Annotated in this window: 26 protein-coding genes and 1 tRNA gene; 21 read left to right on the top strand and 6 right to left on the bottom strand. The window is 66.4% G+C overall.

The window, feature by feature from the left end; genetic code table 11:
• Positions 1-81 precede the first annotated feature (81 nt).
• Together ACLBYA_RS00355 and ACLBYA_RS00350 are read left to right on the top strand one after the other, a co-directional pair.
• Positions 82-1,608 carry an NCS1 family nucleobase:cation symporter-1 gene (locus ACLBYA_RS00355; RefSeq protein ID WP_447707371.1) on the top strand — a complete coding sequence of 509 codons (1,527 nt, stop codon included), beginning with the start codon at positions 82-84 and terminating at the stop codon, positions 1,606-1,608.
• A 46-nt stretch (positions 1,609-1,654) separates the two neighbouring features.
• The gene (locus ACLBYA_RS00350; protein WP_447707370.1) at positions 1,655-2,413 is read left to right on the top strand and encodes a glutaminyl-peptide cyclotransferase; all 759 of its coding nucleotides are present in this window, start codon (positions 1,655-1,657) and stop codon (positions 2,411-2,413) included.
• Here ACLBYA_RS00350 and ACLBYA_RS00345 read toward each other — a convergent pair whose 3' ends face one another.
• The 4 genes from ACLBYA_RS00345 to ACLBYA_RS00330 form a co-directional block, all read right to left on the bottom strand.
• Positions 2,414-3,058, bottom strand: coding sequence for a YncE family protein (locus tag ACLBYA_RS00345; RefSeq protein ID WP_447707369.1), 645 nt, complete (start codon positions 3,056-3,058; stop codon positions 2,414-2,416).
• Positions 3,059-3,137: 79 nt separating this feature from the next.
• Positions 3,138-3,770 carry a TetR/AcrR family transcriptional regulator gene (locus ACLBYA_RS00340; RefSeq protein WP_447707754.1) on the bottom strand — a complete coding sequence of 211 codons (633 nt, stop codon included), beginning with the start codon at positions 3,768-3,770 and terminating at the stop codon, positions 3,138-3,140.
• 110 nt (positions 3,771-3,880) lie between these two features.
• Positions 3,881-4,810 (bottom strand): hypothetical protein, encoded by a 930-nt coding sequence (locus ACLBYA_RS00335; RefSeq protein WP_447707368.1) that lies wholly within the window; start codon positions 4,808-4,810, stop codon positions 3,881-3,883.
• A 244-nt stretch (positions 4,811-5,054) separates the two neighbouring features.
• Positions 5,055-5,127, bottom strand: a tRNA-Arg gene (locus tag ACLBYA_RS00330).
• Positions 5,128-5,239: 112 nt separating this feature from the next.
• Here ACLBYA_RS00330 and argS point away from each other — a divergent pair.
• The 8 genes from argS (at position 5,240) to ACLBYA_RS00290 (ending at position 15,278) form a co-directional block, all read left to right on the top strand.
• Entirely contained in the window at positions 5,240-6,892 is a 1,653-nt protein-coding gene (gene argS / locus ACLBYA_RS00325) for an arginine--tRNA ligase (RefSeq protein WP_447707367.1), read from the top strand.
• A gap of 53 nt (positions 6,893-6,945) precedes the next feature.
• Positions 6,946-8,280, top strand: coding sequence for a diaminopimelate decarboxylase (gene lysA / locus ACLBYA_RS00320; protein ID WP_447707753.1), 1,335 nt, complete (start codon positions 6,946-6,948; stop codon positions 8,278-8,280).
• Positions 8,277-9,596 (top strand): homoserine dehydrogenase, encoded by a 1,320-nt coding sequence (locus ACLBYA_RS00315; protein WP_447707366.1) that lies wholly within the window; start codon positions 8,277-8,279, stop codon positions 9,594-9,596. The genes lysA and ACLBYA_RS00315 overlap by 4 nt, the downstream gene beginning before the upstream one ends.
• Complete coding sequence (gene thrC / locus ACLBYA_RS00310; RefSeq protein ID WP_447707365.1) at positions 9,593-10,696, top strand: threonine synthase; 1,104 nt, start codon at positions 9,593-9,595, stop codon at positions 10,694-10,696. The genes ACLBYA_RS00315 and thrC overlap by 4 nt, the downstream gene beginning before the upstream one ends.
• A 4-nt stretch (positions 10,697-10,700) precedes the next feature.
• Positions 10,701-11,654, top strand: a complete 954-nt coding sequence (gene thrB, locus ACLBYA_RS00305) for a homoserine kinase (protein ID WP_447707364.1) — start codon at positions 10,701-10,703, stop codon at positions 11,652-11,654.
• 302 nt (positions 11,655-11,956) lie between these two features.
• On the top strand, positions 11,957-13,900 hold the full coding sequence (rho, locus tag ACLBYA_RS00300) for a transcription termination factor Rho (RefSeq protein WP_447707363.1): 1,944 nt from the start codon (positions 11,957-11,959) through the stop codon (positions 13,898-13,900).
• A 110-nt stretch (positions 13,901-14,010) separates the two neighbouring features.
• Positions 14,011-14,721, top strand: coding sequence for a glyoxalase (locus ACLBYA_RS00295; protein WP_447707362.1), 711 nt, complete (start codon positions 14,011-14,013; stop codon positions 14,719-14,721).
• Complete coding sequence (locus tag ACLBYA_RS00290; RefSeq protein WP_447707361.1) at positions 14,709-15,278, top strand: PadR family transcriptional regulator; 570 nt, start codon at positions 14,709-14,711, stop codon at positions 15,276-15,278. Before ACLBYA_RS00295 ends, ACLBYA_RS00290 begins: the two co-directional genes overlap by 13 nt.
• Positions 15,279-15,290: 12 nt before the next feature.
• Here ACLBYA_RS00290 and ACLBYA_RS00285 read toward each other — a convergent pair whose 3' ends face one another.
• Positions 15,291-15,890: a TetR/AcrR family transcriptional regulator gene (locus tag ACLBYA_RS00285; RefSeq protein ID WP_447707360.1), complete on the bottom strand. Its 600-nt coding sequence runs from the start codon at positions 15,888-15,890 to the stop codon at positions 15,291-15,293.
• A gap of 138 nt (positions 15,891-16,028) precedes the next feature.
• Here ACLBYA_RS00285 and fadD1 point away from each other — a divergent pair, with 138 nt between their 5' ends.
• Entirely contained in the window at positions 16,029-17,603 is a 1,575-nt protein-coding gene (gene fadD1, locus ACLBYA_RS00280) for a fatty-acid--CoA ligase FadD1 (RefSeq protein ID WP_447707359.1), read from the top strand.
• On the opposite strand, the gene ACLBYA_RS00275 is transcribed toward fadD1, so the two are convergent.
• The gene (locus ACLBYA_RS00275; protein WP_447707358.1) at positions 17,584-18,015 is read right to left on the bottom strand and encodes a MarR family winged helix-turn-helix transcriptional regulator; all 432 of its coding nucleotides are present in this window, start codon (positions 18,013-18,015) and stop codon (positions 17,584-17,586) included. The genes fadD1 and ACLBYA_RS00275 overlap by 20 nt on opposite strands.
• Before the next feature lie 68 nt (positions 18,016-18,083).
• Between ACLBYA_RS00275 and ACLBYA_RS00270 the strand changes: the two genes are divergently transcribed.
• The 10 genes from ACLBYA_RS00270 to ACLBYA_RS00225 all read left to right on the top strand — a co-directional run bounded on the left by ACLBYA_RS00270 (position 18,084) and on the right by ACLBYA_RS00225 (position 25,338).
• Positions 18,084-18,707, top strand: coding sequence for a maleylpyruvate isomerase family mycothiol-dependent enzyme (locus ACLBYA_RS00270; RefSeq protein WP_447707357.1), 624 nt, complete (start codon positions 18,084-18,086; stop codon positions 18,705-18,707).
• A gap of 137 nt (positions 18,708-18,844) precedes the next feature.
• Positions 18,845-19,075, top strand: coding sequence for a 50S ribosomal protein L31 (gene rpmE / locus ACLBYA_RS00265; protein WP_447707356.1), 231 nt, complete (start codon positions 18,845-18,847; stop codon positions 19,073-19,075).
• 90 nt (positions 19,076-19,165) lie between these two features.
• On the top strand, positions 19,166-20,221 hold the full coding sequence (gene prfA / locus ACLBYA_RS00260; RefSeq protein WP_447707752.1) for a peptide chain release factor 1: 1,056 nt from the start codon (positions 19,166-19,168) through the stop codon (positions 20,219-20,221).
• 62 nt (positions 20,222-20,283) lie between these two features.
• The gene (gene prmC / locus ACLBYA_RS00255; RefSeq protein WP_447707355.1) at positions 20,284-21,111 is read left to right on the top strand and encodes a peptide chain release factor N(5)-glutamine methyltransferase; all 828 of its coding nucleotides are present in this window, start codon (positions 20,284-20,286) and stop codon (positions 21,109-21,111) included.
• Between the two features lie 4 nt (positions 21,112-21,115).
• On the top strand, positions 21,116-21,790 hold the full coding sequence (locus ACLBYA_RS00250; protein ID WP_447707354.1) for an L-threonylcarbamoyladenylate synthase: 675 nt from the start codon (positions 21,116-21,118) through the stop codon (positions 21,788-21,790).
• Positions 21,774-22,952 carry a glycosyltransferase family 4 protein gene (locus ACLBYA_RS00245; RefSeq protein WP_447707353.1) on the top strand — a complete coding sequence of 393 codons (1,179 nt, stop codon included), beginning with the start codon at positions 21,774-21,776 and terminating at the stop codon, positions 22,950-22,952. Before ACLBYA_RS00250 ends, ACLBYA_RS00245 begins: the two co-directional genes overlap by 17 nt.
• A 282-nt stretch (positions 22,953-23,234) precedes the next feature.
• Positions 23,235-23,690: an ATP synthase subunit I gene (locus ACLBYA_RS00240; protein WP_447707352.1), complete on the top strand. Its 456-nt coding sequence runs from the start codon at positions 23,235-23,237 to the stop codon at positions 23,688-23,690.
• Positions 23,691-23,700: 10 nt separating this feature from the next.
• Positions 23,701-24,489 (top strand): F0F1 ATP synthase subunit A, encoded by a 789-nt coding sequence (atpB, locus tag ACLBYA_RS00235; RefSeq protein WP_447707351.1) that lies wholly within the window; start codon positions 23,701-23,703, stop codon positions 24,487-24,489.
• Between the two features lie 72 nt (positions 24,490-24,561).
• The gene (locus ACLBYA_RS00230) at positions 24,562-24,828 is read left to right on the top strand and encodes a F0F1 ATP synthase subunit C (protein ID WP_083060960.1); all 267 of its coding nucleotides are present in this window, start codon (positions 24,562-24,564) and stop codon (positions 24,826-24,828) included.
• A gap of 12 nt (positions 24,829-24,840) precedes the next feature.
• Positions 24,841-25,338 (top strand): F0F1 ATP synthase subunit B, encoded by a 498-nt coding sequence (locus ACLBYA_RS00225; RefSeq protein WP_447707350.1) that lies wholly within the window; start codon positions 24,841-24,843, stop codon positions 25,336-25,338.
• The last annotated feature ends 2 nt before the right edge of the window (positions 25,339-25,340 follow it).

Below are 25,340 nucleotides of genomic sequence, written 5' to 3'. Positions count from 1 at the left end.
CCCTGCCGCAACGCCCGGCTCACCTCCCCGAAACAGCGGCTGCCTATTTTAGGGCCAGTCCCAGATCGGAAGGGTCCCCTCATGACCGAACCGCACACTCCGGAAACCGGAATCGTCGCCTCGTCTCCGGCAGCGGTGATCGTCGATCAGGATTTTGTGATCACCGACGGTCACGGCAGCCTGCACAACGAAGAACTCGCGCCCACCCCGCCGTCACAACGTAAATGGGGCTGGTTCGAGATCTTCAACGTCTGGACCAACGATGTACAGAGCCTCGCCGGTTACACCCTGGCGGCCAGCCTGTTCATCACCGCCGGGATCAACGGATGGTTCGTCATCGCCGCAATCATCCTGGCCGGTGCGCTGGTCATGGTGTTCGTCAACTGGTCCGGTCAGCCCAGCGTCAAGTACGGGGTGCCCTACCCGGTGATCGCCCGCGCCTCGATGGGGGTACGCGGCGGTATGTTCCCCGCCACCATCCGCGGCATCGTGGCGATCTTCTGGTACGGAGCCCAAACGTATTTCGCCTCGACGGCCGTCGCACTGGCCATCAATGCGATCCTCGGATCGGCGCCGGAGGGCAAGTTCCTGGGCATGACCTGGGTCGACTGGGTGTCCTACACCGTGGTCGCCGGTTTCCAGATCTGGCTGTTCGTCCGCGGTCTCGACGGCATCGTGAAGTTCCTCAACTTTGCCGGGCCGGCCGTCTACGTCGTGATGATCGCGCTGCTGGTGGCGATCTGGTGGCAGGCCGGGTCGGGTCTGCTGGGCGCGGTGGGCGATCTGTTCGCCGGGGAGAAGTCCGGTATCGCGGCGGTCAGTGCGTTCGTCGGTGTGGTCGGCACCATGATCGCGTACTTCGCCGCGGTCATCATCAACTTCGGTGACTTCGCCCGCTTCACCCGCAGCGAGAAGGAGATGAAACTCGGCAACTTGCTGGGCCTGCCGGTGAGCCTGGCGTTCTTCACGTTTCTGTCGCTGTTCATCACGGCCGGGGCTTACATCGTCTACCAGGACGGGCAGGGCGACCCGCTGACCAACCCCGCCGATATCGTGGGCCAGACCGGCAACGTGTGGCTGAGCATCATCGCGGCCATCACGTTCTTCGTGGCGACCGTAGGTATCAACCTGGTGGCCAATTTCATCCCGCCGGTTTATGACATCGTCAATCTCAAGCCGGACAAGCTGAATTTCAAGATCGCCGGGTTCATCACCGCGGCGGCCGGTTTTGTCATCGGTGCCTTGTGGGTATCGGTGATCGGCAATGCCGGCCTGCCGAAGTTCGTCGACACGCTCGGCGCGGTGCTGGCCCCGCTGTACGGCGTGATGATCGCCGACTACTTCCTGATCCGGAAGCAGAAGCTGGAGATCCAGGATCTGTATACCCTGAATCAGGGTGGCATCTACTACTTCACCAAGGGCTGGAATGTCCGGGCGCTGTGGGCATTTGCCGTTGCCGCGGTGTTCGCGGTCGCTGCGGTCTGGGTGCCTGTGCTGCATTCGCTGGCCGGGTTCTCCTGGATCCTCGGGGCCATTCTCGGCGCGGCCCTGCACTGGCTGGTCATGCGCAACCAGTCGGTCAGTGGCTCGACGCTGACACCGGCCTGACGGCGCGTAACTGTGCATCGGCGACGATGCCAGGTAGAACGGAACCATGAGGCGTCTCGGGGCTGTGGTCGCATCCATGTTCATCGGCGGGGTGATGATCGCCCCGTCGGCGCACGCCGAACCGGTGCCGATCATCGAACCCACCATCGTCGGTGTCATTCCGCACGACCCCGGCGCCTACAGCGAAGGGCTGGAGTTCGACGGTCCGGCGTTGTACGAGGCGACCGGTGAGGTGGGTAAATCCGAGCTGCGCCAGGTCGACCCGGCCACCGGTGGGGTGATCCGTGCGGTACCGCTGCCGAACAACTACTGGGCCGAGGGCATCACCGTCGTCGGCGACCGCATTTGGCAGCTGACCTACAAGGATGGTGTCGTCATCGAGTGGGACAAGGCGTCCCTCACCCCGATCCGGGAGCTACCGCTGGAGGGGCAGGGCTGGGGCCTGTGTTTCGACGGTGGACGGTTCATCGTCAGCGACGGTACCGACCGGCTGCGCTTCTACGACACGAATTTCACTCAGATCGGCACCGTCAACGTGACCCGCGACGGTCAGCCTGCCCGTGGGCTCAACGAACTCGAATGTGTCGACGGGCAGGTGTGGGCCGCGGCCTGGCCCAACGACAGCTTCGTGCGGATCGATCCCGGCACCGGCACGGTGAACCTGGTTGCCGATGTGTCCTCGCTGTGGAATTCCCCCGAACGCAACACCAGTCGTCAGGTGGTCAGCGGTATCGCCCACATCGGCGGCTCGGAATACCTGCTCAGCGGTAAGGATTGGCCGCAGAGTTACCGGGTGCGGTTCTGATCAGAGCGTGATGATGTCCACTTCCACCACGTCACCGTTGGTGGTGGTGGACAGCACCGGCTGATTTCCGATCACCCGGATATCTGACGGCTGCACCGCGACGGGCAACTCCACCGAACTGATGATGGTGCAGGTTGCCGCGTCGATGGCGTACAGCTGTCTTCCGCTGAGCCCGTACACAACCGAATTGTCGGCGCTGAACACCAAGGCTTCGATCACCACGTCGAACCCGTAGTCGACATCGTTGTCCAGCCGGGTCCCGGTGCGCAGCATCGCGCTCTCGGGATCCTCCGGGATATCGATGACACTGATCAACCGGGTGTTCGCCTGGCCGTACCCGGCCACATAGAGCGTGCTGCCGTCCGGGCTCAACGCGAACCTCGACGCGTCTCCGCTGTCATCGACCGCCACCGTCTTGATGACCGCCCGATCGCTGGTGCGAATGATGGTGACACCCATCCGCCGTCCCGGTCCGTACGGGTTCACGCCGAGGATGATCCGGTTGTAGCCGTCATCGATTCCGTTGAGCACGTAGGCATACTTGCCGTCGGGGCTGAACGCGATGTCGGTGGGCGTGTAGCCCACCATGATCTGTCCCGGCTCCAGGTACGGGTTGTGCGGGTTCTCGACGTTGATCACGCGCACCAATCGGTGGCGAGGATGGCACGGGCACATTCCAGGCCGAGTCCGGCATTGACGCCGGTGATGATGACCGATCGGGTGTTCATCTCTCCTCCAACAGGATTGGGATCAAGGCGGCGATGGCTTGGGCCAGCCGGCGGTACATGCGGTCGACATCGGTGGTGTCGGGTTCGAGGTGGTCGGCGACGAAGATGTCGTCCGACATCGCGGTGGCGACGGCGGACAGTTCGGCCACGACGCGATCGGCGGTACGCGGTGCCACGTCGTCGGGCAGCATCCGGCGGATTACGACGCCGAAGCCGTCGATGGCGGTGTCGCGGACCCGTCGGATCGCGGCGGCCACTGCGGGATCGTCGCTGCGTTCCAGCGACAACATGTAGGTCAGCCGGAAGAAGTCGGGGTTGGCCACCATGAGCTTCGCGGCTGCGGCGCGCTGGGTTTCGATATCGGGGCTGTCCCGGGGGATCTGCGCGAAGTAGCGCTGGGAGCCGCGCTCCATGACGGCAGCCAGGACGCCCTCCTTGGATCCGAAGTGCCAGTAGATGGAACTGGCCGGCAGGCCGGTGTCGCGGCGGATGTGACTGATGGAGGTGGCCGCGTAACCCTGAGTGGCCATCAGCTTCTCGGTGGCATCGAGGATCAGCTCACGCGAGTCCGCGCCCTGTTGCTGTTTCTGGGTAGGTGGCGGTTCGCTGAACGTGAATCTCTTGCGGATAACCGGCCGATCGACCGCAGCGGATCTACTGTCGATGGCGTCGCGGGGGCGAGATCGGCGCGGTTGCGCGAAAGACAATGCCGCGCCCGCGCCTAGTGCCTTGTGTCGGATTACACCAACGGTTGGACATCAATGTCCTCAACGACGCCGGTCCCAGCGGTTCCCATTGCTGGCAAAACCCACGAGCCAGACAATGCGAAGAACGGTGGTTCGGTCTGAGACATGCCAAGTTTGTCTTTGAGCTGCGCTGCGACGACCGAGCGGAGCGGGTTCATCAGCGCCGGCAGGTTCTCAAGTTTCTTCGAATCAAAAGGTATATGACCGTGCATCAACTGGCGGATTCTCCAGAGACCAGTCGCGTGTTCCTCGGTGATACCTTCATGCGCCTGTAGGAAAGCCTTCAGCGACGAACCTCTGACCATTCTCGTGGTTTTCTCACCGCACTCGGGACAATGCGCGATGAGGTGCTGGCATCTACCGCGATACGGCTCTTCAACTCGAATCGCAGATGCATCAAAAAGGATCTCCAGTGCGATCCAGAGGAACATGAACTGGTCCACCAGAACATCGGTTGATAGCGACTTTACAAACCACCTCAGCACCGCTGCCGTTTTCGAATCCTTCAGGTCGACAGACTCGGGCAGCGCGCCCAGAAGATTACCCCGAATCGCTAACATCTCGATGAAACGCTGGCGGTCAAATGGAGGCGATGACCACATGAAATGCGGCCTCTCTTCGCCGACCTTTATCGGCGGAGTGACATCGAAGATTTCCATCTGGCCCGAATAAATTGTCGTCGCCATTTGGAAAGACAACAGGTCAACGGCCGCAACAAACACCGGGGCGAACCTGTCGACAGCCATGTGATCGTCACCATCCGCGGGAACGTCAGCAACCAGCTCGATGTGCTCGATCCGAGGATTCGGTCCCAGAGCAGGGTGGGGAATCTCCAATGACGGCTTTCGGATGGCTACTTTAATGTCGCCATACACCTTGAGCTGAGCCGGCAACCTACTCTGGAACACAATTGTTTCCGGCATGCGCCCGTCCGGACCCGATTCGCTCGCCTTTGGCACATACAGCGCGGTACGGATCCGCCATAGGTGCGAGTGTCTACTCCCCGAACGCATGGCGTGAGTGAATCACGCGCGTACGACACTCCCTTGCTCAGCGACACCCGGAGTGCTTCGGTGCAATCATCGGCCCCATGATGACGACGGTAGGCATAGGTCACACGACCGAAGCTAGAATGTAAAAACAGCTCTTGAGCTGGAGTGATGTGAGTGCCCCCGGCAGGATTCGAACCTGCGGCCTTCCGCTCCGGAGGCGGACGCTCTATCCCCTGAGCTACGGGGGCGCTGTGGTACTCAGCGCCATAAGGGCTTGGTCAGACTAGCGCATCCGCCGACCGACCCGAGAATCGGAATGGATTCGGGTCCCGACCATGCCAGACCATAGGATGGACACCCGTGACACCTGCCGATCTGGCTGCCCTGCTCAAGGCCACCGCCGCCGCGGTGCTGGCCGAGCACAGCCTCGACACCAGCGCGCTGCCCGAAACCATCACCGTCGAGCGGCCGCGCAACCCTGAGCACGGCGATTACGCCACCAACATCGCGCTGCAACTCGGCAAGAAGGTCGGGGTCAACCCACGCGAACTGGCCGGCTGGCTGGCCACCGCGCTGGCCGATGCCGACGGTATCGCCGCCGCCGAGATCGCCGGCCCCGGCTTCGTCAACCTGCGCATCGAGGCCTCCGCCCAGGGTGTCGTCGTCACCAACGTGCTGACCGCCGGCGCCGCCTACGGCAACTCGACCGATCTGGCCGATCAGGTCATCAACCTCGAGTTCGTCTCGGCGAACCCGACCGGACCCATCCATATCGGCGGCACCCGCTGGGCCGCCGTCGGAGACGCGCTGGGACGACTGCTGAGCACCCAGGGTGCCGCGGTCACCCGGGAGTACTACTTCAACGACCACGGCGCGCAGATCGACCGGTTCGCCCGCTCGCTGGTCGCCGCAGCCAAGGGCGAGCCCGCTCCCGAGGACGGCTACGCCGGCAGCTATATCAACGACATCGCCGCCGCGGTGCTCGCCAAGGCGCCCGATGCGATGAGCCTGCCCGCCGAGGCGCAGCAGGAGACGTTCCGCGAGATCGGCGTGGACCTGATGTTCACCCACATCAAGAAGTCCCTGCACGAATTCGGCACCGATTTCGACGTCTACACCCACGAAGACTCGATGCACACCTCGGGCAGGGTGGACCAGGCGATCCAGAGGCTGCGCGACAACGGCGCCATCTACGAGAAGGACGGCGCAACCTGGCTGCGCACCACCGAATTCGGTGACGACAAGGACCGCGTGGTCATCAAGAGCGACGGCAACCCGGCCTATATCGCCGGTGACCTCGCCTACTACCTGGACAAGCGGGAGCGCGGCTTCAACCTGTGTATCTACATGCTCGGAGCCGACCACCACGGCTACATCGCCCGGCTCAAGGCCGCCGCCGCCGCACTCGGCGACGACCCGAACACCGTCGAGGTGCTGATCGGGCAGATGGTCAATCTGGTCCGCGACGGGCAGCCGGTCCGGATGAGCAAGCGTGCCGGCACCGTCATCACCCTCGACGACCTGGTCGACGCCATCGGCGTGGACGCCGCCCGGTACGTCCTGATCCGGTCCTCGGTGAACAGCCCTATCGATATCGACCTCGGGCTGTGGGCCAGCGCGTCCAACGAAAACCCGGTTTACTACGTGCAATACGCGCACGCCCGGCTGTCAGCGTTGGCGCGCAGCGCCGGCGAACTGGGCCTCACCGCCGACGCCACCCACCTGGATCTGCTCACCCACGAGCGGGAAGCCACCCTGATGCGCAACCTGGGGGAGTTCGGTCGGGTCCTGAAAACCGCTGCCTCACTGCGGGAACCGCACCGGGTGTGCCGCTACCTGGAAGACCTGGCCGGTGACTACCACCGGTTCTACGACTCCTGCCGGGTGCTGCCGCAGGGCGACGAGGCGGCCCGTGACCTGAACGCCGCGCGCCTGGCGCTGTGCGCGGCCACCCGCCAGACCATCGCCAACGGGTTGGCCATCCTCGGCGTCAGCGCCCCGGAGCGGATGTGAGCGCGCAACCTGGCAGTGGCGTGCCGCCCAAGCCGCAGAACGCCGACGAGATCATGCTGCTCGCCCCGAATGTGTGGCCGCAGAACCTGACCCGCGACGCCGATGGCATGGTGTCGGTGGCCGGCATTTCCGTCGCAGACCTGGCGGTCAGGTTCGGCACTCCGTTGTTCGTCATCGACGAGGACGACTTCCGCGGCCGCTGCCGCGAGATCGCGCAGGCCTTCGGCGGCGGCGAGCAGGTGCACTACGCATCCAAGGCGTTCCTGTGTAGCGAGATCGCTCGCTGGGTGCACCAGGAGGGTCTGTCGCTGGACGTGGCCACCGGCGGCGAACTCGCGATCGCGCTGCACGCCGACTTTCCGGCTGAACGAATCACCGTGCACGGCAACAACAAATCGGTCGGCGAACTGACCACCGCGGTTGAAGCCGGCGTCGGGCACATCGTGGTGGACTCCGAGATCGAGATCGAACGCCTGGAGGCAGTCGCCGGCGCCGCCGGTGTCGTGCAGGACGTCCTGGTTCGTGTCACACCCGGTGTCGAGGCGCACACCCACGAGTTCATCTCCACCGCACACGAGGACCAGAAGTTCGGGCTCTCGCTGGCCAGTGGGGCCGCGCTGGAGGCGGTGCGCCGGGTCTTCGCCACCGACAACCTGCGTCTGGTCGGGCTGCATTGCCATGTCGGTTCGCAGATCTTCGATGTGTCCGGCTTCGAGATCGCCGCCCGCCGGTTGCTCGGGCTGCTGCGCGATGTCGTCACCGAGTTCGGCGTCGAGAAGACCACCCAGATGAACATCCTCGATCTCGGTGGGGGCCTGGGCATCTCGTACCTGCCTCATGACAATCCTCCGCCGATGAAGGACCTGGCCGACAAGCTCAAGGTCATCGTCGAGAAGGAGTCGGCCGCGGTCGGACTGCCGACCCCGACGCTGGTGGTCGAACCGGGCCGCGCCATCGCCGGGCCCGGCACCATCACCCTCTACGAGGTCGGCACCGTCAAGGATGTCGCGGTCTCCGCCGACAAGCACCGCCGTTACGTCAGCGTCGACGGTGGCATGAGCGACAACATCCGGCCCGCCCTGTACAACGCCGAGTACGATGCCCGGCTGGTGTCCCGGCTCAGCGACGCCGGCCCGGTACTGGCCCGCATCGTCGGAAAGCACTGCGAGAGCGGGGACATCATCGTCCGCGACACCTGGGTCTCCGAGGACTTGGCTCCGGGTGACCTGCTGGCGGTCGCCGCCACCGGCGCCTACTGCTACTCGATGTCGAGTCGGTACAACCTGCTGGCACGCCCCGCCGTGGTCGCAGTGAAGGACGGAAACGCGCGGCTGATCCTGCGCCGGGAAACCGTCGAGGATCTTCTGAGCTTGGAGGTAAGTAAATGAGTGAAAAGCCGATCGGTGTAGCCGTTCTCGGACTGGGCAATGTCGGCACCGAGGTGGTGCGCATCATCGAGGAGAGCGCGGCCGACCTCGAGGCCCGAATCGGAGCACCGCTGCAGTTGCGCGGTGTCGGTGTGCGCCGAGTCGCCAAGGACCGGGGCGTCGCGGTCGACCTGCTCACCGATGACATCGACAAGCTCGTCTCACGCGATGACGTCGACATCGTCGTCGAGCTGATGGGACCGGTCGAACCGGCCCGCAAGGCCATCATGGCCGCCCTGGAGAAGGGCAAGTCTGTGGTGACCGCGAACAAGGCCCTGATGGCGCAGTCCACCGGCGAGCTGGCCCAGGCTGCCGAAAAGGCGCGCGCCGACCTGTATTTCGAGGCCGCCGTCGCCGGCGCCATCCCGGTGATCCGCCCGCTGACCCAGTCGCTGGCCGGTGACTCGGTGCTGCGCGTGGCCGGCATCGTCAACGGCACCACCAACTACATCCTGTCGGCGATGAACGACTCCGGTGCCACCTACGAAGACGCACTGGCCGACGCGACCGCGTTGGGTTACGCCGAGGCCGACCCGACCGCCGATGTCGAGGGCTACGACGCCGCCGCCAAGGCCGCGATCCTGGCCTCCATCGCCTTCCACACCCGGGTCACCGCCGACGACGTCTACCGCGAGGGCATCACCGAGGTCAGTGCCGAGGATTTCGCCTCGGCCAAGGCGCTGGGCTGCAACATCAAGCTGCTGGCCATCTGCGAACGACTCACCAGTGGCAAAGGCAAGCAGCGGGTTTCGGCCCGGGTGTACCCGGCGCTGGTCCCGCTCGATCATCCGCTGGCCACCGTCAACGGCGCCTTCAACGCGGTCGTCGTCGAGGCCGAGGCCGCCGGCCGGCTGATGTTCTACGGCCAGGGTGCCGGTGGCGCCCCGACCGCGTCGGCGGTGATGGGCGATCTCGTGATGGCCGCCCGCAACCGGGTCCAGGGCGGCCGCGGCCCGCGCGAGTCCAAGTACGCCAAGCTGCCCATCGCATCCATCGGGGCGATCCCGACCCGCTACTACGTCAACATGAACGTCAAGGATCAGCCGGGCGTACTGTCCGCTGTCGCAGCGGAATTCAGCCGGCACGAGGTGAGTATCGCCGAGGTGCGGCAGGAGGGTATGACCGATCACGAGGGCGAGCCCTGCGGCGCCCGGATCGTCGTGGTGACCCACCAGGCCACCGACGCCGCGCTGTCGGACACAGTCAAGGCCTTGGCCGAACTCGATGTCGTGCAGAAGATCAACAGCGTGCTCCGGATGGAAGGTGCAACCGCATGAGCAACTCAGGGGCGAGCGAAGCGACGGGGAAGAGTGCGGTTCACCGCCCGTGGCCCGGCCTGATCGCCGCCTACCGGGACCGGCTGCCGATCGAGGACCACTGGACCCCGATCACCCTGCTGGAGGGCGGGACTCCGCTGATCCACGCCAAGCGACTGTCCGAGCAGACCGGCTGCACGGTGCATCTCAAGGTCGAGGGTCTGAACCCGACCGGGTCCTTCAAAGACCGCGGTATGACCATGGCCGTCACCGATGCGCTGGCCCGCGGCCAGCAGGCCGTGCTGTGCGCCTCCACCGGTAACACCTCCGCCTCGGCTGCGGCGTACGCCGCCGTGGCGGGAATGACCTGCGCAGTGCTGATCCCGCAGGGCAAGATCGCGATGGGCAAGCTCGCCCAGGCGGTCATGCACGGCGCCAAGATCATTCAGGTCGAAGGCAACTTCGACGACTGCCTGGAGCTGGCCCGCAAGCTGACCGCCGACTACCCGACCATCGGGCTGGTCAACTCGGTCAACCCGGTGCGCATCGAAGGGCAGAAGACCGCGGCGTTCGAGATCGTCGACGCGCTGGGCACCGCACCGGACGTGCACTCGCTGCCGGTCGGCAACGCCGGCAACATCACCGCCTACTGGCGTGGCTACCGCGAATACCACCGCGACGGACTGTCGGACCGGCTGCCGCGCATGCTCGGCACCCAGGCCGCCGGCGCGGCCCCGCTGGTGTCCGGCCAACCGGTCTCCAATCCGGAGACCATCGCCACCGCCATCCGGATCGGGTCACCGGCCTCCTGGAACACCGCCGTCGAGGCTCAGCAGCAGTCCGACGGCCGTTTCCTGGCCGCCACCGACGACGAGATCCTGGCGGCCTATCGTCTGGTCGCCAAGGCCGAGGGTGTGTTCGTGGAACCGGCATCGGCGGCCAGCATCGCCGGTCTGCTCAAGTCGATCGAGGACGGCTGGGTCAAGCCGGGTTCGACCGTCGTCTGCACCGTGACCGGCAACGGTCTCAAGGATCCCGACACCGCGCTCAAGACAATGCCCGACGTGACGCCGATCCCGGTCGACCCGGCCGCCGTCGTCGCTGCGCTGGACCTGGGCTGACCGCGTGACCCACACCCTGCCGGCCGGCCTGCGCGCCGGCGCCGTCGTCGCGGCGTCCAGCGCCAACCTGGGCCCGGGCTTCGACAGCCTGGGCCTCGCGCTCAGCCTGTACGACGAGATCGAGGTCGAGACAACGGATTCCGGGCTGATCATCGATGTCGAGGGGCAGGGTGCGGGCCAGGTGCCGCTGGACGCCGACCACCTGGTGGTGAAGGCGATCACGGTAGGAATGCAGGCCGCGGGCCTGCGCGCGAGCGGTCTGAAGGTCCACTGCCACAACGTGATTCCGCATTCACGGGGACTGGGTTCCTCGGCAGCTGCCGTGGTCGGTGGCCTTGCCGTCGCGAATGGGTTTGCGGCGCAGCTGAATTCACCTGAGCTGACCCGCGATGAATTGGTGCAGTTGTCCTCGGAGTTCGAAGGGCACCCCGACAACGCCGCGGCGGCCGTCCTCGGTGGCGCCGTGGTGTCCTGGACCGTGGACGGCAGCGATCCGGCCCGCTACGACGCCGCGCACCTGCAACTGCATCCCGACATCCGACTCTTCCCGGCCGTGCCCGAGACCCGGTCCTCGACGGCGGCGACCCGGGGGCTGCTGCCCGAGCAGGTCGGCCACGCCGATGCGCGCTTCAATCTGGCGCGTGCCGCAATGCTGGTGGTGGCGCTGACCGAGCGGCCGGATCTGCTGCTGGAGGCGACCGGTGACCGACTGCACCAGACGCAGCGGGCGCCGGCCATGCCGGCCTCGGCGGAATACCTGGCGGTGCTGCGTCGTTGTGGGGTGGCAGCGGTGCTCTCGGGCGCCGGACCTGCGGTGATTGCCTTGACCGATGGCCGGGACCTGCCCGAGGAGGCGTTGTCCTACGGCGCCGCGAACGGGTTCACCGTGACCGAGATGACGCCTGGTGAGGGCGTACGCTGGAGTTCCGGAACCGCCGGACCGGCGTCCGGGACGTAAGAGCAGAGACCAACACGCAAACCGTGGCGCTTCTTGCAACCACGCCTGATGCGGGTTATTCTCGCTTCCGTCCAGCAATCGCAGCGTTTCTACCTGCGCCGACACTAGGACGACACCCAATCTTCTCGTGTTTCACCCGTGGACTCACGGTCTGCCGTGCGGCGGTCGACCCTGGCGATCACCGTTGCGCACGTGACGGTGGCGTCATGAGACACCACGTGCCCGGCCGTGTGGCTGGGCACAGATGACCTTCGGGGATCCCTCCGCACCAACGCCAGATGCGAGGGAAAGAAAGGAAATCCGTGACTGATACGGACCTCATCACGGCAACTGACAGCGGCAGTGCGCCCGCGGAAGCCGTGAGTTCAACCAGTACCGCGCCGAGCGCAGGCGTCACCCGCGGTGGCCGTTCCGGCTCGCTGACGTCGATGCTGCTCCCTGATCTGCGCGCGCTGGCCAGTGAAGTAGGTGTCAAAGGCACCTCCGGCATGCGCAAGAGCGATCTGATCGCTGCCATCAAGGAACACCGCGGAGAGGCCAACGGCACCTCCGCCAAGTCCGCCCCCGCCGAGAAGGCGCAGGCCAAGGCTCCCAAGGCCGCCCCGGTCGAGCAGCCGACCCTCGACACCGTCACCGATACGCCGGCGCCCGCCGGGGACGGTGGCGATGCGCCGCAGCAGCAGAGCCCGCAGCGCCGGGAACGACGTGGTGCCGCGCGCCAGTCCGGTGCGCCGGATACCCAGCAGGACAAGCCGGCCGAAGGCGAGAACGCCAAGGGCGACGGCGCCAAGAACGACACCACCAAGAACGATGGTGCCAAGAACGAGGACGGCGGCCAGCAGGGCAACCGTTCGGAGAACACCGACCAGCAGGGCGGTCAGCAGAACCGCAACCGTGACGGTGGCAACAACAGCGGCGGCGGCAACGCGAACAACAACAACTCGAACAACAACGACGATGACGAGGGCCGCGGCGGCCGTCGTGGCCGTCGGTTCCGCGATCGTCGGCGGCGCGGTGAGCGCTCCGGCGGCGGTGACGGCGGCAGCGGTGGCGGCGGGGGAGACCGCGACACCGAGCTGCGCGAGGACGATGTCGTCCAGCCGGTCGCCGGCATCCTCGACGTGCTGGACAACTACGCGTTCGTCCGGACCTCGGGCTACCTGGCCGGACCCAATGACGTCTACGTGTCGATGAACATGGTCCGCAAGAACGGACTGCGCCGCGGTGACGCCGTCACCGGCGCGGTGCGCGTCGCCCGCGAAGGCGAGAACAGCGGCGGCAACAACCCGCGGCAGAAGTTCAATCCGCTGGTGCGGCTGGACACCGTCAACGGTGGCCCGGTCGAGAACGCCAAGAACCGCCCTGATTTCACCAAGCTGACCCCGCTGTACCCGAACCAGCGGCTGCGCCTGGAGACCACACCGGAGCGGCTGACCACCCGGGTGATCGACCTGATCATGCCGATCGGCAAGGGCCAGCGTGCCCTGATCGTGTCGCCGCCCAAGGCCGGTAAGACCACGATCATGCAGGACATCGCGAACGCGATCACCCGCAACAACCCGGAATGCCACCTCATGGTGGTGCTCGTCGATGAGCGCCCGGAAGAGGTCACCGATATGCAGCGCTCGGTCAAGGGTGAGGTCATCGCCTCCACCTTCGACCGCCCGCCGTCAGACCACACCCAGGCCGCGGAGCTGGCCATCGAGCGGGCCAAGCGCCTGGTTGAGCAGGGCAAGGACGTCGTGGTGCTGCTCGACTCGATCACCCGCCTGGGCCGCGCCTACAACAATGCGTCGCCCGCCTCGGGTCGCATCCTGTCCGGTGGTGTGGACTCGACCGCGCTGTACCCGCCGAAGCGGTTCCTCGGCGCGGCCCGCAACATCGAGCACGGCGGCTCGCTGACCATCATCGCCACCGCGATGGTCGAGACCGGCTCCACCGGTGACACCGTGATCTTCGAGGAGTTCAAGGGCACCGGTAACGCCGAGCTCAAGCTGGATCGCAAGATCGCCGAGCGCCGTGTCTTCCCGGCCGTCGACGTCAACCCGTCGGGCACCCGCAAGGACGAGCTACTGCTCGGCGCCGACGAATTTGCCATCGTGCACAAGCTGCGCCGCGTGCTCAGTGGCCTGGACAGCCATCAGGCGATCGACCTGCTGATGAGCCAGCTGCGCAAGACCAAGACCAACTACGAGTTCCTGGTCCAGGTGTCCAAGACCACCCCCGGTGGCATGGACAACGACTGACCTTTTCTGCGATTTCGGCGCGGTCACGCTCGCTGAGCGAGCGCGACCGCGCCGAAATCGTCTCCGGGGGACCTGGTGCTCACTAGTCAAAGTTGAGTAGTATGGCGGGCATGGCCATCAGCACCGTTCCGCTCCTGCCGTGTGCCACGCCCGCGCAGACCGTCGACTTCTACGCCGCGCTCGGCTTCGACGTCTCCGACCAGCAGACCAAGCCCTACCTGTATCTGGCCTTCGCCATCGACGGCGTCCAACTGCACTTCAAGGAGGCCGCGCCCAGCCTCCGGATCGCCGACGAACTGACCGGCGGGTGCCTGGTCTTCGTCGATGACGTCGCCGGCCACCACGACGATTTCAGCGCCCGACTGCGCGCGCGATACGGCCGGGTGCCGTTCCGAGGGTTGCCCCGCATCGAGCGGCTCCGTCCCGGGCAGAGCCGCTTTCAGATCCTCGACCCGTCGGGCAATTGCCTGGTGTTCATCAGCTCGGGCGAGGCCGATATCGAATACGGCGGATCCCGCGAGCTGTCCGGTCTGGCCAAGGCCCACGACAATGTGCGCATCTTCCGGGACTTCAAGAATGACGACGAGCTCGCCGCGCGGGCACTCGACACCGCACTGCGTCGATACCGCGCTACCGCCGACCGCGCCGATTTGGCCCGCGCCCTGGCCGACCGGGTGGAACTCGCCATCGCACTGGCCGACACCGATACCGAAGCAGCAGCCACCGCCGAGCTCGACGCCATGGCGCTGACCGCCCCCGAGTGCGATGCCATCGCCGACGAGCTCGCCGCGATCACCAAGCTGCGCCAGTGGCTGGCGTAGCCGCACCGACCGTCCGGCTGCTGGTCCTCGGTGTCGTGCGCGCTCGGGGTCCGGTCCACGGCTACGCCATCCACAAGGAATTGATGTCGTGGCGGGTCGACACCTGGACCGCGGTCAAACCGCCGTCCATCTACCATGCGGTCAAACAGCTTGCCCGCGAGGAACTCCTGCGCGCGGCCGAGTCCGAGGGTAGTGCGCGCGGGCCCAGTCGGGTGGCCTACGCGCTGACCCCGGCGGGGGAGCGGGAGTTCCTGCGGCTGCTGCAGGCCGCGCTGGTCAGCCCGGACATCGAGGAACTGGGCGCCGGTATCGCCTTCATGCGGTGCCTGCCGCGGGCGCGGATCGCCGAGTTGCTGCGCACCCAACTCGACACCACCCGCGATATCGAAAGCCAGCTCCAGGCGATGAAACCGCAGTGGCCCGATGCCGACGAACCGCCACATGCCCAGTATCTGCTCGACCTGTGGACCGGATCATTTGCCGCGCACGGCGCCTGGACCGCGAACATGCTCGACAGGATTGCCGCGGGCGAGTTCCGCTTCGCCGACGAAGCGTGATTTCTCCGATGCTCAGACCGCGGGATCGGCCTTCAGGGCCGGAGCGACATAACGCCGCACATGGGTCAGCAGCTGCGCGGGGTCTGTCGGGTCCAGCGTCTCGCCCGGCACCGTCGCCAACGAGATCACCACGCGGGCAACCCATTCCGATGCCTCGTCGATGACAACGTCCGTGTGGATCTCGCCGCTGTCGCGTGCGGCGATCAGATACCGCGACCAGAACCGGGCCAGGTCGGGTACCAGACCCTGCACACCGGCGCCGGCGCAGGCGGCGAACTCCTCGGGTTCGTCGAGGCGCAGCTTCATCAGCAGCGCGCCGGGATCGTCGTAGGCGGTGCGACCGTGCCGGATGCCCGCGACGATCTGCTGATCCAGGCCGTGCACCTGTTCGAGCACGGCGTGGGCGTCCGACCAGTACGCCTCGTTGAGTCGCACGATTGCCGCGCCCAGCAGGGTCACCTTGTCCGGGAAGTGCCGGTACAGCCACCCGCGTGAGACGCCGGCCGTCTCGGCGACCTCGGAGACGGTGGTGGCCCGGATCCCTTTCGCGCGCAGACACACCTCCGCCGCATCGATCAGGCGGTCGCGGACGGTGGTCGTGCTGGTCGGCAAGTGCGGTCTCCTCGAAATCAGTGCGCCGATTAGCACACGTTCTGCTGCATTCTGCCAAGGACCCCGTCAGTATCGCGGGGCAGGCCGGCGATGGTAGACAGTTCTCAAAATCTGTTCACACATGGAGGTGTCCAGCGCATGGCGGAGACTCTGCAGCAATTGCTGCGCAGCCGGGCCGGCGGTGACGCCGTCGCGATCAGGTACGGCGACACCACCACGACCTGGCGACAGCACATCGACGATGCAACCCGCCAGGCTGCCGCCGTCATCAATGCCGCCGACCCGGACCGCCCCCTGCACGTCGGCGTGCTGTTCGGTAACTCCCCGCACATGCTCACCGCGCTGGCCGCCGCCGGCCTCGGCGGCTACGTGCTGTGCGGGGTCAACACCACCCGCCGCGGCGCGGCACTGGCCCGCGATATCGCCCGGGTCGACGCGCAGATCCTGCTCACCGACGCCGAACATCGACATCTGCTCGACGGCGTCGACCTGCCCGGCGTCAAAGTTCACGACGTCACCGATACGGACTGGGCGCAGCTGCTGGGGCAGGCCCCGGAGCTGACCCCGCACCGCGAGGTCGTCGCCGATGACACCTTCATGATGATCTTCACCTCGGGTACCAGCGGCGAGCCCAAGGCGGTCGAGGTGCCGCACTCCACCGTGCTCTTCGCGGGCGGCGCGCTGGTCGCGCGGTACGAACTCGGCCCGGCCGACACGTGCTATCTCGCTATGCCCCTGTTCCATTCCAATGCCGTCTATGCCGGCTGGAGCGTCGCGCTCGGAGCGGGTGCGGCGATGGCGCCCGCGGCGTTCTCCGCCTCGTCCTTCCTGCCCGATATCCGCCGCTACGGCGCGACCTACATGAACTACGTCGGCAAGCCGCTGGCATACATCCTGGCCACCGCGGAACAACCCGACGATGCCGACAATCCGCTGCGCATCGCCTTCGGCAACGAGGCCGCCGACCGTGACATCGACGCCTTCGGCCGGCGCTTCGGGTGCACCGTGTGGGACGGGTTCGGTTCCACCGAGACCGCGGTGATCATCACCCGGCTGGAGAACACCCCGGCCGGTTCGATCGGGCAGGGCTTCCCCGGTGTCGCCATCTACGACCCGGGCACCGGCAAGGAATGCGAGCTTGCCGAGTTCGACGCCGACGGCAAGCTGGTCAATGCCGAGGCTGCCACCGGCGAACTGGTCAACACCAGCGGCAGCGGCCTGTTCCGCGGCTACTACAACGATCCGGCGGCCACCGACGAACGGTTGCGCGGCGGTATCTACTGGTCCGGCGATCTGGCCTACCGGGACGCCGACGGCTGGATCTACCTGGCCGGCCGCACCGCCGACTGGATGCGGGTCGACGGCGAGAACCTGACCACCGCGCCGATCGAGCGAATCCTGCTGCGGCTACCGGAGATCAATCGGGTTGCCGTCTACCCGGTGCCCGACGAGTTGGTCGGTGACCAGGTGATGGCGGCGGTGGTGCTGCAGGATGACGCGGTATTGACGCCGCAGGCTTTCGGTGAATTTCTGGCCGGCCAAGCCGATCTCTCGCCCAAGGCCTGGCCGCGCTACGTGTGGGTCGCCGGAGACCTGCCGAGCACGGCCACCAACAAGATCCTCAAGCGTGAACTCGTCGCGCTCGGTGTCGATCCGCAGGGGCGCACGATCTGGAAACGCGAGGGCAAGGTCTTCACCGATACGGATCGGTGATCTCGCGCAACTCCAGCAGCAGCTGGCGAAGCCGGTCGAACGCCTTGGCGCCCAGATGCTCTCGCCATTGCGCCTCGACCTCGGCCACCTCGGCGCCGGCGGTGGCGCACAGCGTGCGGCCGCGCGCGCTGAGCACCACCAGCCGGGCGCGGGCATCGGCGGGGTCCGGGACGCGTTCGACGTAGCCCGCCCGCTCGAGCTGGTCGACCAGCGCGCCTGCGGTCTGCTTGGTGACGCGTGCCTGCTCGGCCAGGTCGGTCAGGCGGATGCCGTCGGGGCGCAGCCGCTGGGCGATCTTCATCTGCGCGACGGTGAGGTCGTCGTATCCCGCGGCGTGCAGGACCTCATGTAGACGGGACTCGGCGGCGCGGTGGGCGATGAACATCAGCGCCGCGGTGCTGGGCTCCTCCATATTCGTTGACTTTAGTACGGAAGGCTGACTATATTTCATCAGGAAAGCTGATCAAATGGAGGCGTGTCATGCGCGATGACGAGATCTGGCGTCACATCGATCAGCAACGGGGAAACCTGGCAGACCTGCTGGACACCCTGACACCGCAGCAGTGGGCCACACCGTCGCTCTGTGAGCACTGGACGGTCCGGGAGGTCGCCGCGCACCTGACCCACGCCAATGCGCCATGGCCGCGGATGGCCTGGGAGGCGATGCGCTCAGGGTTCCGGTTCGACGCCATGATGGTGCGGTTGGCCCAGGATGACCCGCGCCCGCCCGACGAAATCGTGGCAGCGCTGCGGGCGATGGTCGGACAGCGGCGACGTCCGCCGGGCACCGCGGTGGCCGATCCGCTGATCGACGCCCTGGTGCACGGACAGGACATCACGAAACCGCTGGGCATCACCCGTGCCATGCCGATCGATGCCGCGCTCGTGGTCGCCGAACGACTGTGGGCGATGACCTTCCCGTTCAATCCCCGCAAGCGGTTCGCTGACATCGCGTTCACCGCCACCGATGCACCCTTCGTAGTGGGGCAGGGGCGTGCGGTCGAGGGTTCGCTGAGCGACATCGTGCTGGTGTTGTCCGGTCGGCGGGCCGGGCTGGCAGGCCTGACCGGCGACACCGCGGCGTTGGCGCAGGCCGGGGAATAGCCACGCTCAAGCACGCGTTTTCGCACTTGGCGGTTGACCTGGCATAATGGACCGTCGACCCTCGGTTCCGGTTCACGCTCGAAGACTCCCAGGTCTGGGCTCGGGCGACCCGGCGGCCAACGATTGAAGAGGAAAATATGAAATCGGGCATCCACCCCAACTATGCAGAGACCAATGTGGTCTGCGGCTGCGGTAACACCTTCACCACCCGCAGCACCAAGGAGAGCGGCAACATCGTTGTCGAGGTCTGCTCGCAGTGCCACCCGTTCTACACCGGCAAGCAGAAGATCCTCGACAGCGGCGGCCGCGTCGCCCGCTTCGAGAAGCGCTACGGCAAGCGCAACACGAAGGCTTCAGCCGACAACTAGTTGTCCGATCGGCGCCCGTTCCTGTCCAGGTGACAGGCCGGGCGCCGATCTGCGTTTGGAGGAAGGTACGCCGTGTCAGACACCGCACCCATGATCGAGGCGCTGCTGGCCGAGCATGCCGACCTCGAGCGCCAGCTCGCCGACCCTGCGTTGCACGCCGACGCCGGTGCCGCGCGAAAGGTCGGCCGCCGGTTCGCACAGGTATCGCCGATCGTGTCGACCTACCGCAAGTTGGAGACGGCCCGCGGCGACCTGGAGGCCGCTCGCGAACTGGCCGGCGAGGACGAGGCATTCGCCGCTGAGGTGCCCGAGCTCGAGGCATCCGTGGCCGAGCTGGACGCCAAGCTGACCGATCTGCTCGCCCCGCGCGACGCGCACGATGCCGATGACGTGGTGCTGGAAGTGAAGTCCGGCGAGGGCGGTGAGGAGTCGGCACTGTTCGCCGCCGACCTGGCCCGGATGTACATCCGCTACGCCGAGCGACACGGCTGGACCGTGACCGTGCTCGACGAGACCTGGTCGGATCTGGGCGGCTACAAGGACGCCACCATCACCATCGCCAGTAAGGGCGATTCCGCCGACGGTGTCTGGTCGCGGATGAAGTTCGAGGGTGGTGTGCACCGCGTGCAACGCGTGCCGGTCACCGAATCCCAAGGGCGCGTCCACACCTCGGCCGCCGGCGTGCTCGTATACCCCGAGCCCGAGGATGTCGAGCAGGTGCAGATCGACGAGTCCGATCTGCGGATCGACGTCTACCGGTCCTCGGGTAAGGGCGGACAGGGCGTGAACACCACCGACTCGGCGGTGCGTATCACGCACCTACCCACCGGCATCGTCGTCACCTGCCAGAACGAGCGCAGCCAGCTGCAGAACAAGGCGCGCGCCATGGTGGTGCTCGCCGCGCGGCTGCAGGCACTGGCCGAGGAGCAGGCATCGGCCGATGCGTCGGCCGACCGGGCCAGCCAGATCCGCACGGTCGACCGCAGCGAGCGGATCCGGACCTACAACTTCCCGGAGAACCGGATCGCCGACCACCGCATCAACTTCAAGGCGCACAACCTCGACCAGGTGCTCGACGGCGATATGGACGCCCTGCTCGACGCGCTGGCTGCCGCCGACAAACAGGCGCGCCTGCAGCAAGCGTGAGCGACGCTTGCGGAGCGAACCGTGGATCTGAAATACGGGAACCGAGCCTGCGAGGTAACCGCGTGAGCGTGCGGCAGGAAATCGCGCAGGCCACCGAGGCGCTGGCGGCAGCCGGCGTCGACTCGGCCCGCAGCGATGCCGAATACCTTGCCGCCCACGTCGCGGGTGTGGACCGCGGCCGGCTCACGTTGATCGAGCCCGGTCCCGACTTCACCGAGCGGTACCGCCAGCTGATCACGCGCCGCGCGCAGCGCATCCCGTTGCAACATCTGATCGGTACCGCGGCGTTCGGCCCGGTGACTGTGACGGTCGGTCCCGGGGTGTTCATCCCGCGGCCGGAGACCGAGGCGCTGCTGGAATGGGCTCAGGGTATCGAGCTGCCCAGCGGTGGCGTGATCGTCGACCTGTGCACCGGTTCCGGAGCGTTGGCGCTGGCGCTGGCCACCCACCGCCCGGACGCCCGGGTCATCGCCGTCGAACAGTCCGAAGATGCGCTGCGCTACGCGCGCACCAACGTCGGGGGAGCGGTCCGCCTGGTCCGGGCCGATGTAACCGCCCCGGATCTGTTGAGCGAGCTCGACGGGACCGTCGATCTGATCGTCGCCAACCCGCCCTACATTCCGGACGGCGCCGATCTGGAACCCGAAGTGGCCGAGCATGATCCGCATTCGGCCCTGTTCGGCGGGCCTGACGGGATGTCGGTCATCGGGCCGATCGTCACGTTGGCCGCGCGACTGCTGCGCCCGGGCGGACAAATCGGCGTCGAGCATGACGACACCACCTCGGAGGCGACGGTGACACTTTTCACCCGCTCGGGTGCCTTCACCGACGTCGCGGCGCGCCGCGACCTGACCGGCCGTCCCCGATTCGTCACCGCGGTGAGAAGCTGACTGCATGGCATTGTTCGATTGCTCCGATCCCGACCAGCGGGCCAGCGGACTGGCATCGGCGATCAGCGCCGTCAAGGGCGGCCGACTGGTCGTCATGCCGACCGACACGGTGTACGGCATCGGTGCCGACGCCTTCGACAATGCCGCCGTCGGTGCGCTGCTGGCCGCCAAGAACCGGGGCCGCGATATGCCGGTCGGGGTACTGGTCGGCTCGTGGCACACCATCGACGGCCTGGTGTACGCCGTGCCGCCGGCGGCCCGCGAACTGATCCAGGCGTTCTGGCCCGGCGCGCTGAGCCTGGTGGTGCGCCACGCGCCGTCGCTGCAGTGGGATCTCGGCGACGCCAACGGGACCGTCATGCTGCGCATGCCGCTGCACCCGGTGGCCATCGATCTGCTCCGCGAGGTCGGTCCGATGGCCGTGTCCAGCGCCAACGTCTCGGGATTCCCCGCCGCCACCACGGCGGCCGACGCCCAGGGGCAGCTGAGCGACCGCGTAGAGGTCTACCTGGACGCCGGTCCGTCCCCGCAGGGCGCCGCCTCGACCATCGTCGACGTGTCCGGACCCTCGCCGCGCGTGCTGCGTGAGGGACCGGTGCCGATCGCCGATGTTGCTCGGGTGTTAGGCGTCGGGGCGGCCACGCTGGCCGGTGAGGACGCCGATGGATCACCTGGCTGACGGCCTGCTCGCGCTGTCCGACCGCGGCGCCGGCGTCCCGCTGCGTGAACTGGCACTGGTCGGTCTGACCGCAACGATCATCACCTACTTCGCCACCGGCTGGGCCCGTGTCCTGGCCACCCGGGTCGGAGCCGTCGCCTATCCCCGCCAACGCGACGTGCACGTGCAGCCGACCCCGCGGATGGGTGGCCTCGCGATGTACATCGGCGTGGTCGCCGCGGTGCTGCTGGCCTCCCAGCTGCCCGCACTCAACCGGGGTTTCGTCTACTCGACGGGTATGCCGGCCGTCGTCGTCGCGGGCGGTCTGATCATGCTCGTCGGCCTGATCGACGACCGGTGGGGCCTGGATGCACTGACCAAATTCGCCGGCCAGATCACCGCGGCCAGCGTGCTGGTCACCATGGGTGTCGCGTGGAGCGTGCTCTACATCCCGATCGGCGGGGTCGGCACCATCGTGCTCGACCAGGTCACCTCGATCCTGCTCACCCTGGCGCTGACGGTGTCGATCGTCAACGCGATGAACTTCGTCGACGGACTCGACGGGCTGGCGGCCGGGCTGGGACTGATCACCGCGCTGGCCATCTGCATCTTCTCGGTCGGGCTGCTGCGTGATCACGGCGGCGATGTGCTGTTCTACCCGCCGGCGATGATCTCGGTGGTGCTGGCCGGGGCCTGTCTGGGCTTCCTGCCGCACAACTTCCACCGGGCCAAGATCTTCATGGGCGACTCGGGGTCCATGCTGATCGGGCTGATGCTCGCGGCGGCGTCGACGACGGCCGCGGGGCCGATCTCGCAGAACGCCTACGGGGCACGCGATGTCTTCGCGTTGCTGTCGCCGTTCCTGTTGGTTGTCGCGGTGATGTTCGTCCCGGCGCTGGACATGCTGTTGGCGATCGTGCGCAGGACCCGGGCCGGCAAGAGCCCGTTCAGCCCCGACAAGATGCACCTGCATCACCGGCTGCTGCAGATCGGTCATTCGCACCGGCGCGTGGTGCTGCTGATCTACCTGTGGGTCGGCATCGTGGCCCTCGGCGCGGCGAGCACCATCTTCTTCGATCCCCGGCACACCGGTGCAGTGATGTTGGCCGCAATCGTGGTGGCCGGAGTGGTCACGTTGATCCCGCTTCTGCGGGGGCGCAACGGTCCGATCGAGGAGCCCTGAAAGCCCGTGTACGACAAAAAGTAGTAGGCCTGTTTTTGTGCCTCCTACCTTGTGGTACGGTTCGGGACATAACCCGAAAACCTCGCGGGTTGCCGGCCCGGCCCATCGGTCGAAAGACCGAATCGGCGCCGATACACGACCGACAAAAGGGAGCTTCCCCTTGGGTGAGTTCAGCGCGCCCGCTGCCCTCCGTTATTCTCGGCGGGCACGCTCAGGAACTTTGCAGTTTGTAGTGATAAGCACGACCAACCCCCTCGACGCCGCGGGATTGAGGTGAACCAAGTGACGACACCAGCGCACGACGCGCCCTTGGTGTTCCCCTCCGTCGCGTTTCGGCCGCTGCGTCTCCTGATCGTCATCATCGCGCTGTCCGCCGTGGCGATCGCGGCCGCCGGTTTCGTCGGCAACATCTTCTTCGGTGTCTTCTTCGGTGTGGGCCTCGGCCTCGGTTTGCTCAATGCGCTGTTGGTACGTCGCGCGGTCGAGTCGATCACGATGGAGGACCACCCACTCAAGAAGAAGATGGCCGTAAACTCCGCCACGCGACTGCTGATCATCACCGCGATCGCACTGGCGGTAGCAATCTTCTTCAAGGAACACGGCGGTATCGCCGTGCTGTTCGGGCTGGCGATTTTCCAGGCGTTGTTGGTGATGAGCACCAGCATCCCGGTACTGCGGAAGATCCGCGCCAACGGTTTGGACGTCGAAGACGTCTCCGCATCGGATTCGAAGGGCTGAGCGCACGGGCATGACTGAGACCATTCTCGCCGCCGAAGAGGGTGGCGCCGCCATCCACGTCGGACACCACGTCATGGTGTTCGAACTGTTCGGCATGACCTTCAACGGCGACACCATCATGGCCACGGCCATCACGTCGCTGATCATCATCGGGCTGGCGTTCTACCTGAAGTCGAAGGTCACCTCGACCGGTGTCCCGGGCGGCGTGCAGCTGTTCTGGGAGGCGCTGACCATCCAGATGCGCCAGCAGATCGAGGGCTCGATCGGCATGAAGATCGCCCCGTTCGTGCTGCCGCTGGCGGTCACCCTGTTCGCCTTCATCCTGATCTCGAACTGGTTGGCGGTGCTGCCCTGGCAGTACGGCGGATCCGACGGCGCGGCCGGCGAGCTCTACAAGCCGCCCGCCTCGGATATCAACTTCGTGCTGGCGCTGGCACTGTTCGTGTTCATCGCCTACCACGCAGCCGGTATCTGGCGCCGCGGCATCGTCGGTCACCCGGTCGCCGTGGTCAAGGGTCACGTCGCCTTCCTGGCGCCGATCAACATCGTCGAAGAGATCGCCAAGCCGATCTCGCTGGCACTCCGACTTTTCGGCAACATCTTCGCCGGTGGCATCCTGGTCGGCCTCATCGCGATGTTCCCCTGGTACATCCAGTGGGCGCCCAACGCCATCTGGAAGACGTTCGACCTGTTCGTCGGACTGATCCAGGCCTTCATCTTCAGCCTGCTGACCATCCTGTACTTCAGCCAGGCGATGGAAGTTCACGACGACCACGACGACAAAGCACACGCGCACTAAAACGCAGACCAGCTCGACCCGTATGAAGCAGTCCTGGTGGCATCGCCGCCAGTTACAAGGAGGAAGAAAGTAATGGAACTCGATCCCAACGCCATCATCACTGCTGGCGCGCTGATCGGTGGCGGTCTGATCATGGGTGGCGGTGCCATCGGCGCCGGTATCGGTGACGGTATCGCCGGTAACGCGCTGATCTCGGGTATCGCCCGGCAGCCTGAGGCCCAGGGCCGGCTGTTCACGCCGTTCTTCATCACCGTCGGTCTGGTCGAGGCCGCCTACTTCATCAACCTGGCCTTCATGGCGCTGTTCGTCTTCGCCACGCCCGGCCTCATCGAGGGTTAAGAACCCGCCAGCATGGGTGAAGTGACCACGACCATTCTCGCGGCCGAAGAGGGCGGGGGGACCAGTAACTTCCTGATCCCCAACGGCACCTTCTTCGCAGTGCTGCTCATCTTCCTGATCACGCTCGGCGTGATCTGGAAGTGGGTGGTGCCGCCGATCAGCAAGGTGCTCTCCGAGCGCGAAGCCATGCTGGCCAAGACCGCCGCTGACAGCCGCAAGTCGGCCGAACAGGTGGCCGCCGCTCAGGCCGACTACGACGAGGCGATGGCAGGCGCACGCGCCGAGGCTTCGGCTCTTCGGGACGAGGCACGCGCCGAGGGCCGTCAGGTCGTCGACGCGAAGCGCGCGGAGGCCAGCGGTGAGGTCGCCGAGACGGTACGCCAGGCCAATGAGCAGCTGTCCCAGCAGGGATCGGCGGCTCAAGCCGAGTTGGCCTCGTCAGTGGACGGCCTGTCGGCCACCCTGGCGAGCCGCATCCTCGGCGTCGACGTGAATTCGGGACGGAAATAGGT

It is taken from the genome of Mycobacterium sp. C31M, assembly GCF_053345865.1.
The sequence above is the reverse complement of the archived record's forward strand: the minus strand, read 5'-3'. Positions and strand labels throughout refer to the sequence as shown.